Raw genomic sequence first — 12,066 nt, 5'->3', positions numbered from 1 at the left:
GCGGTCTTTCCCTTTCCAGGTGACCCCACCCATGTCCCAGAACTCCAAGGCCAAGCGCGACAAGCGCAAGAAGCAGCAGGCCAAGCGTCCGTTCCTGCGCCTGAATGCCCAGCAGCAGGTGCAGAACCACGCCGTGCTGACCAACGAAGACGGCCAGGCCGTGGCTGCCATCGGCCTGCAGGGCCGCGAGTGGCTGCTGGCCATCGGCGGCCAGACCATGGGCAACGCCGACAACCCGGTGCCGATGCTGGCCATGCTCAAGCACCTGTCCAACGTGCAGGAAAAGGAAGGCCGCAAGGTCAACCTCGAGTATTCCGAGCTGATGCAGAAGCTGCTGGACACCCTGGCGGCCGAAGCCGGCCAGACCGCTGACGAGTACCTGGACAAGCTGGTGTCCGAGTTCGAGACCGTGGAAGCCGAGGAAGGCGAAGACGCCGCTGAAGCCGCTGAAGGCGACGTGGTTGAAGCCGCTGCCGACGCCGAGGCCGCTCCGGCCGACGCTGCCGACACCGACGGCAAGCCGCAGGCCTGAACCGGCCGCGGCGGTGGCGGTCTACGTCGATGACGCGGTGCATCCCTGGCGCGGACAGCGCTGGGCGCACCTGATGGCCGACACCCTGGCCGAGCTGCACGCGATGGCGGCGCAGCTCGGCATTCCGCCACGGGCCTTCCAGAACAAGGCCAGCGGCGCTCACTACGATGTCACCGCGGACCTGCGCGCGCAGGCGATCGCACTCGGCGCCCGCGCCATTTCCCGGCATACCGACCGCGACCTGGTGAAGGCCGTGATCGCCAACGCACGGGCGCAATACCGGCCGTAGTTCGCTCGGCCCCGTGGCACTGACTGGGTAGAGTCGACTGTTAGTCGACTGCTCTCCCGTGCGACCGCAAAAAACCCCGCGCTACGCGCGAAAGTCGACTAACAGTCGACTCTACCCCGCCGGGTCACGCCCAACGGGTCGGATCGTCGATCAGCCGGGCCATGCCCGGCGGGTCGGATCATCGCTCAGAACGGGTCGCTGCCCAGCCGCACTTCCACGTTCAGCAGCGAACACAGCGCCAGCAGCGCGTCATCGTCGCGGGTCAACGCCATCCAGCCGGTGAAGCCGTCGCTGCCCGCGTCCACGCTCCACAACGTGTAGTTGTGCTCGCGCAGGCGGTCGAAGGCCGTGGACATCAGCTGCACGCCGTCCAGGTCGGCGGCGAAATCCTCGTCGTCCAGGTCACCGCCCCAGTCCAGCTGCAGGTTGAAGCGCGCCGACAGCTCGTTCACCGCCGACTGCAGCGATTCCAGGTCGTCACGCTCCACCTCGAAACCGGACTGCCAGGCGATGGCCGTGAACAGCGCCGGCACCCAGTCGCTGTCCGCTTCCAGCGGCTGCCCATCCTCGGACAAGTGCTCGCGCCAGCGGTTGAACTGCTGCAGCGCCAGCTCCTCGTCGCCCGGGTTGATGAGAACCAGCAGGTTCCAGACCCGCGCCTCGAAGTCGTCTTCGTCGAAATCGTGGGCGTCTTCTTCGAAGTCGAAATAATCGCTGTTGTCAGGCATGGCGGGCACTCCTTGGGGCAGGCCGGCATTCTACGGTTTATCCTGTGCCGCTGAAGCCGGCCTTGTTGGCCGTCACTGTGAATGAAGCGATGAGCGATACCCCTCCCGACCACCTGGCGATCAACCCGGCCAGCCCCTTCCATGATGCCCAGGCCCTGGAGCGCGGCGTGGGCGTGCGTTTCAACGACATCGAGCGCGACAACGTCGAGGAATACTCGATCAGCGAAGGCTGGATCCGCGTGCAGGCCGGCAGGGCCCGCGACCGCCGCGGCAACCCGATGACCATGAAGGTCAACGGCAAGGTCGAGGCGTATTTCCTGGACCAGAAGCCGGAATAAGCGCCGCGCACGGATCCCGGGGTCAGAGCCCTTTCCGGCGGAAAGGGATCTGACCCCAGCCGCCGCCTCAATCGCGCTTGCGCGATTCCAGCAGGTCCAGGTTGCGGATCAGGCGCCGCGAGATCTCATCGGAGATCACCCCGCGCCGGGTCAGGCGGAACAGCTCCTCGCGCTCGGCGTTCAGGCCGGCACTGCGCAGCTGGCGGTAGCCCTGTTCCATCCGGTTGACCTTCTCCGGGTCCACGTCGGGGCCGTCGCTGTCCTTTTCCAGATGGCGCTGGTACAGCAGGCTGACCCGCGAGGCAGCATCGTTGTACAGCTGCACGTTCTCGGTGTTCTGGTTCATCACCAGCTGCTGGCGCATGCGCTCCACGCCGGCCAGCGCGGCCTTGGAGGACAGCTTGCGGGCCAGGTCCTCTTCCTTGCGTTCGCCCGAATCGGCCGGCAGCTGCAGGCCCTTCAGCAGCTGCGGCAGCGCCACGCTGGCGCCGACCAGCGAGAACAGGATGACCGCCGCCGCCAGGAAGATGACCAGGTCACGCGCCGGGAAGGCGCTGCCATCGGGCAGGAACAGCGGCAGGGTCAGCACGCCGGCCAGGGTGATGGCACCGCGCACGCCGGCCACCGAGGTCGCCACCACGATGCGCCAGTTCGGCGCCTCGCCCCGCTCCAGGCCACGGCGGCGCGCACGCAGCAGGTTCCAGCGCAGCGACAGCCACACCCACAGCAGGCGCAGCGCGATCAGCGTGGCGTTGATGACCAGCACGTACACCAGCAGCCACCAGGCGCTCTGGTGGCCGGTCTCGTTCATGGTGGTGGTGGCGCGCTCGACGATGCCCGGCAACTGCTCGCCCAGCAGCACGAACATGATGCCGTTGAAGCTGAACTGCAGCATGTTCCAGACCCCGGCGCGCTGCACGCGCATGCTGCCCGACACGCGGCCGGTCAGCTCGACGTAGCTCATCGCGATGCCGGCGGCGACCGCAGCAAGAATGCCCGAGGCATGGATCTCTTCGGCCAGCAGGTAGGCCGCGAACGGGATCAGCAGGTTGACCAGCATCGCCGCGCCGGGCTCTTCGCCGAAGCGGCGCCACAGCCAGCGCTGGAACGTGGACACGCCCAGGGTGACCGCCACGCCCACCGCCAGGCCGGCCACCGCCACCCACAGGAAGGTCAGCGAGGCAGTGGCCAGCGAGAAGCTGCCGGTCATCACCGCGGCCACGGCGAAGCGGAAGCAGACCAGGCCGGACGCATCGTTGAGCAGCGATTCGCCTTCCAGGATGTGCATCAGGCGCTTGGGAATGGGCGCCTTGGCAGCGATCGCCCCCACTGCCACCGGGTCGGTGGGCGAGACGATGGCGGCCAGCGCGAAGCACACGGCCAGCGGCATCACCGGAATCATCCAGTGGATCAGCAGGCCGGCGCCGACGACGGTGAACACCACCAGGCCGAAGGCCAGTTCGAGAATCGCGCCTTTATCGCGGAACAGGCCCTGCTTGGGAATGCGCCAGCCATCAAGGAACAGCAGCGGCGGCAGGAACAGCAGGAAGAACACTTCCGGTTCCAGCGCATGGCCACGGTTGAACACGCCGGCAATGACCGCGCCCAGCGCGATCTGCACCAGCGGCAGGGGCAACGAGAATGGCAGGACGCGAACCAGGTAACCGCTGGCGACAACGGCTACCAGCATCGCCAGGACGACTTCGATGGTGTGCATGCTTCTTCCAGGAAGCGGCGCGTGGGGCCGGAAAAAACCGGTGTGCGCCGGAGACTGGAAAAAAAGTTAACACAGCAGGCCGTCGCTGCGGCCCGCTGTGTGAATGCGCGTCAGGGCAGCGACAGCAAACGCTGCTGGATCCAGCCGGTGATGTCCCGCTGCATGTCCGCCGACAGCGTGTGGCCAACCGGGTAGCCACGCAGCTGGTGGGCCACGCCCAGCGCCTGCAGGCGCTGCGCGGCCGACTCGGCCAGTGCATACGGCAGCTTGTCATCGGCATGGCCGTGCACCAGCAATCCGTCCAGCCCGGCAACGGCGATATCGGCCGGCACGTGCGGCGCGATCTCCGGCAGGATGCGCCCGCACAGCACGCCGAACGACTTCACCCGCTGCGGCTGGGTCAGGGCGACGCTGGCACTCATGATGCCGCCCTGGCTGAAGCCGGCCAGCACGGTCTGCCGCGCGCCGACACCCAGCCGCTGCTGCTGCGCTGCCAGCCACTCGCCCAGCAGCAGGCGCGACTGCTCGGCCTGGGCCGGGTCGATCACCGGCCCCTGCGCGCCGAAGCGCACGGTGAACCAGCCGAACGCCTGCGGCCCGAACACCAGCGGTGCGCGCGGCAGCAGCACGTGCAGGCGTGGGTCCAGCGCCTGCGCCAGGCCGGCCAGCGACTGCTCGTTGCTGCCCACGCCATGCAGCAGCACGACCAGCCCCTGGGCCGCGCCCTGCGCGGGCCGCTCCAGCATCGGCAGCACCGCGCTCATGCGGCCACCGCGGCGGCGCGGCCATCGAAGCGATAGATGTCCATCGCCAGCATGCCGGCGTCGATGCCGACATCGATGCGCTGCGCGCCGAAGCCGCCCTCGCCCGCCGCACCCATCGCGAAGTACAGCGGCAGCAGGTGCTCATCGGTGGGATGCGCGCGCTCGGCGAACGGCGCCTGGCGGCGGTAGTCGAACAGCGCGTCGCGGTCATCGGCGGCCAGGCGCTGCTCCACCCATTCGATGAAGGGGCGCACGTACGGCGCTTCCTTGCCGTCCTGGTAATCGCGCCAGTCATGCAGGTTGTGGGTGATGCTGCCCGAACCGATCAGCAGCACGCCCTGCTCGCGCAGCGGCGCCAGCGCGCGGCCCAGCGCGTACTGGTGCTGCGGGCCGAGCATCGGCTGGATCGACACCGGCACCACCGGAATGTCGGCCTGCGGGCGCAGCAGACGCAGCGGCACCCACGCACCGTGGTCGAGGCCGCGCTGCGGATCAATGGCCACCGGCAGGCCAGCGGCGGCGATGCGTCCGGCCACTTCCTCGGCCAGCGCCGGATCACCCGGGGCCGGGTACTGCAGTTCGAACAGCTCGCGCGGGAAGCCACCGAAATCGTGGATGGTGGGCGGCTGCGGATGCGTACCGACCAGCGGCTGGCGGGCCAGCCAGTGCGCCGAGGCGATGACGATCGCGCGCGGCGTCGGCAGGTCGCGGGCCAGCTCGGCCAGGCGCACGCCGACCTGGCCCGGATGCAGGGCGGTCATCGGCGAACCATGGGAGATGTACAGCGAAGGCAGGCGGGACATGGGAACCTCCAGGAATTCTTTCAGGGGGCGATCAGCGCGAACGCAGGGTCCAGCGGCCATCGCCCAGCAGGAACAGCACGACCAGGGCCAATGCCCAGAACGCCGGGTATTCCCAGCCTCCGCCACTGTTGGCGAAGCTGAAACCGTTGGCGCCGTGCACGCTGGCGATGGTGCCCAGCAGCAGCGGCACGCCCAGCAGGCCGATCCAGCGCGCGTAGATGCCCAGCAGCAGGGCGGTGGCCAGGCCGAGTTCGGCAACAATCGTGAAATAGCCCAGCGCACCGGGCAGGCCCAGCGACTGGAAATAGGCCGCCGTGCCAGCCGGGGTGAACACCAGCAGCTTGGTCAGGCCGTGGGCCAGGAACAGGCCGCCCAGCGCCAGCCGCAGCAGGGTGGCGGCATAGGGAGCGAGCGGTGACAACGAAGGGGAAGGGGCAGACATGGCGGGCACCTCGGAAGGAGTGAGCACAGCTTATTGCGCTCACCACCGTCGATAAATACGATGATCCGACCGTATTTGTTTCAAAAGGCGAAACAATGGACACCCTGGATGCGATGCGTGTGTTCGTGGCGGTGGTCGAGCGCAACGGCTTCAGTGCCGCCGCGCAGGCCTTGGACATGTCCACGGCCGGGGTGACCCGGCAGGTGGCCGCGCTGGAAAAGCGCCTGTCCACCCGCCTGCTCCACCGCACCACGCGGCGGGTCAGCCCCACCAGCGCGGGCGCGGCCTACTACGCGCAGTGCATGCGCCTGCTGGCCGAGTTCGATGCGCTGGAAGCGAGCATCGGCGCCCAGGCGCTGGAGCCCTCGGGAATGCTGCGCATCAACGCGCCGGTCAGCTGGGGCATCGCCCGCCTCGGCCCGCTGCTGGCCGGCTACCGCCAGCGCTTCCCGCAGGTGGAGCTGGACCTGGCGCTGTCCGACCGCCTGGTGGACATGGTGGAAGAAGGCTATGACGTGGCCATCCGCATCACCCGCGAACCGAGCCCGGCGCTGATCGCGCGGCGGCTGGGCCAGGCCCGAATCACGCTGTGTGCTGCGCCGTCCTATCTGGCCGCACGTGGCACGCCGCGCACCCCGCAGGATCTGGAACAGCACGACTGCCTCGGCTACAGCTACTGGGCCTCGGGCAACCAGTGGCCGCTGCAGGGGCCCGGCGGCGAAACGCGGGTGACGGTGAACAGCATCCTGCAGGCCAACAACGGCGATGTGCTGCGCGAAGCGGCCATCGCCGGGATGGGCGTGATCCTGCAGCCGGATTTCCTGCTGGAGGACGCGCTGGCCGACGGCCGCCTGGTACGCGTGCTGCCCGAGTGGGACGTGCCCGCCATCGGCATCTTCGCCGTGTACACCAGCCGCAGCCACCTGGCGCCGAAAGTACGCAGCTTCATCGATTACCTGGTGGATGCCGGGGTGTAGCGATGCGTGGCGTCCGCCGGCCAGCGGCCGGCACGACCGTCATGTTCCGGCCTGGTAGTGCCGGCCGCTGGCCGGCAGATACGAATCCCGATCAGGCGACGACTTCATCCAGCGAATCGATGATCTTTTCCAGCGGCGCCGGCCGCCCCAGCAGGTAGCCCTGCACCTGGTCGCAGCCGTGCGCGGCCAGCCAGTTCAGCTGCCCCGGTGTTTCCACGCCCTCGGCGATGATGGTCAGCCCCATGCTGTGGCCCAGCGACAGCAGCGCGCGGCAGATCGAGGCGTTGCGCGGATTGGTTTCCACATCGGCGACGAAGCTGCGGTCGATCTTCAGGATGTCCAGCGGCAGGTGCTGCAGGTAGGACATGCTGGAATAGCCGGTGCCGAAATCATCCAGCGACACGCAGATGCCCTGCTCGTGCAGGCGCTGCATGGTCTGCATCGCCTGCGCCGGCTTGCGCATCAGGCTGCTCTCGGTCAGCTCCACGTGCAGTGCGCCGCGGGCCAGGCCGAACTCCTTCTGCGCGCGGGTGAACTCGGCCACCAGATCGCTGTTGAAGAACTGCACCGCCGAGACATTCACCGCGATCGACAGCTCGCCCCAGCCCGCGTCCACCAGGCGCCGCTGCGCCTGTGCGGCCGCGCGGATCACCCAGCGCCCCAGCGCCAGGATCAGCCCCGTGTCCTCGCACAGCTGGATGAACTCGCTGGGCGGAATGAAGCTGCCGTCGGCCTGCGGCCATCGCAGCAGGGCCTCCAGTGCCGCCGGGCTGCCATCGCTGGCATGGCGGATCGGCTGGAAATACAGCTGGAATTCGTTGTCGATGGCGGCATGGATGCGCGCGGCCAGGCGCAGGCGGTCGGCCAGGCGGGTGGTCACCGCGGTGTCGAACCACGCCACCACGTTGCCTTCGGCGCGCGCGGCATGCGCGGCCTGCGCGGCCATGCCGATCACCTGTTCGGCGCCGTGGCCATCGCCCACCGCATGCACGGCCACGCCGATGCGCGGCTCGAACTGGTGCAGGGAATCCTTGCCGCGCATCGGCGCCGAGACGATCTGCAGCAGGTCGTCCAGCGCACGCTGTGCGGTGTGCTCGCCGCCGATGGCCAGCACGAAATCTTCGGCCGGCTGGAAGGCCAGCGTGCCGAAGCGCGCGCCCAGCCCGCCCAGGCGCAGGGCCATCGACTGCAGCACCGCATCGCCGATCTCGCGGCCCAGCGTATCGGCCACCAGCTGCAGGCCACGCAGCTGCACGTAGGCGATGGTGTAGGCGCCTTCCTGCGCGTCCAGCTGCTCGGTCAGCGCGCGCACGGTCAGCAGGCCGGTATCCGGGTTGTGCCGCGCGCGGTAGGCCAGGTCGCGCTCGTAGGCCAGCCTCTCGCTGACATCCTCGGCCAGCACCAGGCAGGCCGGCTGGCCGTCGAAATCCAGCTTGGACAGGTGCGTGCGCACTTCAAACACGCTGCCGTCGCGGCGCCGGTGCATGCGCACGGTGGCATCCTGCATTTCGCCCACGCGGGCCCGCGCGATCGCGCCCTTCACCTCGTCCCAGCCTTCGCGCGGGCGGATGTCGAGGATGCTCATCGCCAGGAATTCCTCGCGGCTGTAGCCGTACTGCAGCACCGCCGCGTGGTTGACCTCGAGGAAGCGCAGGGTGTCCGGGTCGAACACCCAGAACGGTGCCGGGTTGCGGTCGAACAACAGGCGGAAGCGGCGCTCGGCCTGGCTCATCTGTTCGCGCGCGCGGTAGCGCTCGGTCTGGTCGGTCAGCGCGCCGATCATGCGGCGCTGGCGGTCGGCCACTTCCACCCGCTGGCCGCGCGCCGCCACCCAGCGCACCTGGCCACCGGGCAGCACCAGGCGGAATTCCTCGTCCAGCACTTCATCGCCGGCAAACGCCTGGTTGAATGCGCGCTGCAGGCGCTCGCTGTCCTCGTGGTGCACGCGGTTGAAGAACTCGGCCACCGGCATGGCGTCGGTGTGCAGGCCGAAAATCTCGCGGGCCAGCGGCGACCAGTGCAGCAGCGCCGCATCCTCATCCACGTGCCAGGTGCAGACCCGTCCGGCGTGGTGGGCCAGGCCCAGCTCGGCGTGGCCGGTACGCAGCTCCTCGGCCATCGACTGATGGCTGCGGGTACTGCGGCGTATCGCATACAGCAGCACCAGCAGCACCCCGGTGTAGGCCAGCATGATGGCCACCGCCGCCTGCAGGTACGGCCACCACGGCGCCAGCACGTCCTGGTCGGCCAGCCCCACCTGCACCGCCAGCGGGCTGCGTTCCAGCGTGCTGATGGTGGAAATCCGCGCAATGCCATCCACCACGCCAGGGATGCTGCCCAGTTCGACCACCGCCTGGTGGCCGACAAGATCGCGGCTGGGCAGCACGTAGCGATGGCCCACGGTGGAGGCCGGCTCGGGCACCCGCGCGAGCATGAACCCCTGGCCGTCGCTGATCGACACCAGGCCGCGCGGGCCGACGTCCAGGCCGCCGACGATGCGCTGCAGCTCCTCGCAGCGCAGGCGCGCGAGCAACCAGCGGTCGCCCGCCATCGGCAGGGCCAGCGGCACCACCCAGCTGCCATCGATGGCCTGCTGCGGCGGGCCGAGATACAGCGCGCTGCCCTGCCCGCGCCGCTGCGGGTCGATCCACAGCGGCAGCTGCAGGTCGCCCTTGCCGGCAGTCAGCGCGCGGCCGTAGGTATCGAGCACGACGATGCTGTGCAGTTCGGCGTGGCGGCCCAGTACACCGTCGATGGACGCATCCAGCAGCGCGGGCGCCTGCGCCGGCACGCGGCGGAACAGTTCGGCGGCATCGGCGGCGATACCGCTCATGGCCCGTTCCAGGTTGCGCAGTTCCATCGCCAGCAGCCGCTCGGTGCCCACGGCCATGGCCCGGCTCTGCCGCTGCGCGGCTTCCAGCCGGCGCTGGTAATCGTTGGCCAGCATCACCCCCAGCACCACCGCCAGCAGCACGCCCACGGCAATGCCGCCCCAGGTGATGGCACGCAGTGGCCGGGCCAGGGCGCGCTTCAACGCTGGCATCGGTCGATGTTCCCTGTGCAGACGACTGGCTTCATGCGCGAACGATTCCTCCACATCCCCGACCAGAGCGGCCGCAGATCGGCATTCTTGACGCCTGGGTCTGTCCGGCACGCCATCTTCCCCATGGCTGCGCCGGTATCCAGCCTGCAGCATGCACCACGCCGATGACGGCGTGAAGATCGGCGGCGCGTGTTCAGCCAGATCGGGCACAGCACGGCCCCCGCAGCAGGGCATCCAGCACGCGCGCAGGGGATTAGACTTGGGGTTTTCCCGCCGCAAGAGAAGTCCATGTCCAAGCTGCGCCGTCCCACCCTGGCGCTGGCCATCGTCGCCAGCCTGTCCCTGGCCGCCTGCGACCGCCCGGCCGAACCGGCCGCCGGCACCCCCGCACCGGCCGATGCCACCCCTGCCCCGGCCAAGCCGATGCTGGGCAGCTTCGGCTTCGATGCCAGCGGCATGGACCGCAGCATCGCCGCCGGCGACGACTTCTTCGGCTTCGCCAACGGCACCTGGGTGAAGAACACCGAGATTCCGGCCGACCGCTCGCGCTTTGGCAGCTTCAACGTCATCGCCGAAAAGACCCAGGCCGATACCCGCGCGATCCTCGAGGGTGCGGCCGGCAATGCGCAGGCCAGCGGCGATGACAAGCTGATCGGCGATTACTACGCCGCGTTCATGGATGAGGCCGGCATCGAGAAGCGCGGCCTGGCCCCGGTGCAGCCGCAGCTGGCAGCGATCAGCGGCATCACCGACAAGGCGGGCCTGGCACGCGCGCTGGGCGGCGACATGCGTGCCGACGTCGACCTGCTCAATGCCACCAACTTCTACACCGACCGCCTGTTCGGCCTGTGGGTGTCGGTGGACATGCTGCAGCCGGACCGCAACGCGCCGTACCTGGTGCAGGGCGGCCTGGGCATGCCCGACCGTGATTTCTACCTGGGCGATGGCCGCATGGCCGAACTGCGCAAGCAGTACCAGGCCTACATCGCGCAGGTGCTGCAGCTGGCCGGCGTGGCCGATCCGGCCGGCAAGGCGCAGCGCATCCTCGCGCTGGAAACGAAGATCGCCCAGGCCCACGCCAGCCAGGAAGAAACCAACAACGTGACCCTGGGTGCCAACCCGTGGACCCAGGCGGACTTCAACGCCAAGGCACCGGGCATGGACTGGGCGGCGTTCCTGGACGCGGCCAAGCTGGGCCAGCAGCAGGACTTCATCGTGTGGCAGCCCAAGGCCGTGGCCGGCCTGTCGCGGCTGGTGGCCACCGAGCCGCTGGACGCTTGGAAGGACTACATGGCCTTCCACGCGCTCGACCGCGCCGCCGCCTACCTGCCGAAGACGTTCGCCGATGCCCGCTTCGCCTTCCATGGCACTGCACTGAGCGGCACCCCGCAGCAGAGCGACCGCTGGAAGCGTGCGGTGGACGATGCCAACCACGCCGTCGGCGAAGCCATCGGCAAGCGTTACGTGGAAAAGCACTTCGACGCCAAGACCAAGGAACGCGCGGACGAAATGGCGAAGAACATCATCGCCGCCTTCGCCAAGCGCATCGACGCCCTGGCCTGGATGTCGCCGCAGACCAAGGCACACGCCAAGGCCAAGGTGGCCGGCCTGACCGTGGGCATGGGCTACCCGGACACCTGGCGCGACTACACCGGCCTGGAGATCCGTCGTGACGACCCGCTGGGCAATGCGCAGCGCGCCGAGCAGTTCGAGTACGCACGCAACGTCGCCAAGCTGGGCAAGCCGGTCGACCACAACGAGTGGGCGATGCTGCCGCAGACCATCAACGCGATGAACGTGCCGCTGGAGAACCGCCTGGTGTTCCCGGCCGCGATCCTGCAGCCGCCGTTCTTCGATGGCGCCGCCGACGACGCGGTGAATTACGGCGCCATCGGCGCAGTGATCGGCCACGAGATCAGCCATGGCTTCGACAACGCCGGCGCGCTGTTCGATGAAACCGGCAAGCTGCACAACTGGTGGACGGCCGAAGACCTCAAGCAGTTCAACGCGGCCGGTGATGCACTGGCCGCGCAGTTCAGCAGCTACGAGCCGTTCCCCGGCGTGCACGTCAACGGCAAGCTGACCCTGGGCGAGAACATCGCCGACGTGGCCGGCCTGGGCACCGCCTACGACGCTTACCAGATGTCGCTGCAGGGCAAGCCGGGCCAGACCCTGGAAGGCTTCACCCCCGACCAGCGTTTCTTCCTCGGCTTCGCCCAGGCATGGCGCAGCAAGAGCCGCGAACAGGCCCTGCGCAATGGCCTGCTGACCGACGTGCACGCCCCCGGCCAGTACCGTGCGCTGACCGTGCGCAACATCGATGCGTGGTACCCGGCCTTTGAAGTGAAGGAAGGCCAGAAGCTGTACCTGGCCCCGGACAAGCGGGTCAAGGTGTGGTGATGTAACGCGAACGGGCGCCGCAAGGCGCCCGTT

The 12,066-nt window shown here is 68.8% G+C and carries 11 protein-coding genes; 5 read left to right on the top strand and 6 right to left on the bottom strand.

The annotated features are described in order from the left end of the window. The first annotated feature begins 31 nt into the window (after positions 1-31). Positions 32-532 carry a hypothetical protein gene (locus C1927_RS02825; protein WP_108745893.1) on the top strand — a complete coding sequence of 167 codons (501 nt, stop codon included), beginning with the start codon at positions 32-34 and terminating at the stop codon, positions 530-532. Between the two features lie 13 nt (positions 533-545). Beyond that, positions 546-821 (top strand): DUF4031 domain-containing protein, encoded by a 276-nt coding sequence (locus C1927_RS02820; protein ID WP_108745892.1) that lies wholly within the window; start codon positions 546-548, stop codon positions 819-821. Positions 822-1,006: 185 nt separating this feature from the next. Here the strand turns inward: C1927_RS02820 and C1927_RS02815 are convergent, their stop codons facing one another. Then, entirely contained in the window at positions 1,007-1,549 is a 543-nt protein-coding gene (locus C1927_RS02815; protein WP_079220480.1) for a hypothetical protein, read from the bottom strand. Positions 1,550-1,638: 89 nt separating this feature from the next. On the opposite strand from C1927_RS02815, the gene C1927_RS02810 reads away from it, so the two are divergent. Further along, positions 1,639-1,887, top strand: coding sequence for a DUF3297 family protein (locus C1927_RS02810; RefSeq protein ID WP_108745891.1), 249 nt, complete (start codon positions 1,639-1,641; stop codon positions 1,885-1,887). 67 nt (positions 1,888-1,954) lie between these two features. Here the strand turns inward: C1927_RS02810 and C1927_RS02805 are convergent, their stop codons facing one another. The 4 genes from C1927_RS02805 to C1927_RS02790 all read right to left on the bottom strand — a co-directional run bounded on the left by C1927_RS02805 (position 1,955) and on the right by C1927_RS02790 (position 5,613). After that, positions 1,955-3,604 carry a Na+/H+ antiporter gene (locus tag C1927_RS02805; protein WP_108745890.1) on the bottom strand — a complete coding sequence of 550 codons (1,650 nt, stop codon included), beginning with the start codon at positions 3,602-3,604 and terminating at the stop codon, positions 1,955-1,957. A 110-nt stretch (positions 3,605-3,714) separates the two neighbouring features. Next, positions 3,715-4,368 (bottom strand): phospholipase, encoded by a 654-nt coding sequence (locus tag C1927_RS02800; RefSeq protein ID WP_108745889.1) that lies wholly within the window; start codon positions 4,366-4,368, stop codon positions 3,715-3,717. Then, positions 4,365-5,171 carry a class III extradiol ring-cleavage dioxygenase gene (locus C1927_RS02795; RefSeq protein ID WP_108745888.1) on the bottom strand — a complete coding sequence of 269 codons (807 nt, stop codon included), beginning with the start codon at positions 5,169-5,171 and terminating at the stop codon, positions 4,365-4,367. The genes C1927_RS02800 and C1927_RS02795 overlap by 4 nt, the downstream gene beginning before the upstream one ends. 31 nt (positions 5,172-5,202) lie before the next feature. Beyond that, positions 5,203-5,613, bottom strand: coding sequence for a DoxX family protein (locus tag C1927_RS02790; protein ID WP_108745887.1), 411 nt, complete (start codon positions 5,611-5,613; stop codon positions 5,203-5,205). A gap of 95 nt (positions 5,614-5,708) precedes the next feature. Here C1927_RS02790 and C1927_RS02785 point away from each other — a divergent pair, with 95 nt between their 5' ends. Beyond that, positions 5,709-6,590 carry a LysR family transcriptional regulator gene (locus C1927_RS02785; RefSeq protein WP_108745886.1) on the top strand — a complete coding sequence of 294 codons (882 nt, stop codon included), beginning with the start codon at positions 5,709-5,711 and terminating at the stop codon, positions 6,588-6,590. A 91-nt stretch (positions 6,591-6,681) separates the two neighbouring features. Here the strand turns inward: C1927_RS02785 and C1927_RS02780 are convergent, their stop codons facing one another. After that, entirely contained in the window at positions 6,682-9,633 is a 2,952-nt protein-coding gene (locus C1927_RS02780) for an EAL domain-containing protein (RefSeq protein ID WP_254051532.1), read from the bottom strand. 288 nt (positions 9,634-9,921) lie between these two features. On the opposite strand from C1927_RS02780, the gene C1927_RS02775 reads away from it, so the two are divergent. Next, positions 9,922-12,033: a M13 family metallopeptidase gene (locus C1927_RS02775; protein ID WP_079220473.1), complete on the top strand. Its 2,112-nt coding sequence runs from the start codon at positions 9,922-9,924 to the stop codon at positions 12,031-12,033. The last annotated feature ends 33 nt before the right edge of the window (positions 12,034-12,066 follow it).

Origin of the sequence: Stenotrophomonas sp. ZAC14D1_NAIMI4_1 (assembly GCF_003086775.1) — a bacterium.
In the GTDB taxonomy this organism is placed as follows: domain Bacteria; phylum Pseudomonadota; class Gammaproteobacteria; order Xanthomonadales; family Xanthomonadaceae; genus Stenotrophomonas.
This window is presented reverse-complemented; position numbering and strand designations above follow the sequence as displayed.

Coding starts and splice junctions, on each gene's coding strand:
- C1927_RS02780 (WP_254051532.1), bottom strand. CDS start 9,633: ATGCCAGCGTTGAAGCGCGCCCTGGCCCGGCCACTGCGTGCCATCACC.
- C1927_RS02825 (WP_108745893.1), top strand. CDS start 32: ATGTCCCAGAACTCCAAGGCCAAGCGCGACAAGCGCAAGAAGCAGCAG.
- C1927_RS02800 (WP_108745889.1), bottom strand. CDS start 4,368: ATGAGCGCGGTGCTGCCGATGCTGGAGCGGCCCGCGCAGGGCGCGGCC.
- C1927_RS02810 (WP_108745891.1), top strand. CDS start 1,639: ATGAGCGATACCCCTCCCGACCACCTGGCGATCAACCCGGCCAGCCCC.
- C1927_RS02805 (WP_108745890.1), bottom strand. CDS start 3,604: ATGCACACCATCGAAGTCGTCCTGGCGATGCTGGTAGCCGTTGTCGCC.
- C1927_RS02815 (WP_079220480.1), bottom strand. CDS start 1,549: ATGCCTGACAACAGCGATTATTTCGACTTCGAAGAAGACGCCCACGAT.
- C1927_RS02790 (WP_108745887.1), bottom strand. CDS start 5,613: ATGTCTGCCCCTTCCCCTTCGTTGTCACCGCTCGCTCCCTATGCCGCC.
- C1927_RS02795 (WP_108745888.1), bottom strand. CDS start 5,171: ATGTCCCGCCTGCCTTCGCTGTACATCTCCCATGGTTCGCCGATGACC.
- C1927_RS02775 (WP_079220473.1), top strand. CDS start 9,922: ATGTCCAAGCTGCGCCGTCCCACCCTGGCGCTGGCCATCGTCGCCAGC.
- C1927_RS02785 (WP_108745886.1), top strand. CDS start 5,709: ATGGACACCCTGGATGCGATGCGTGTGTTCGTGGCGGTGGTCGAGCGC.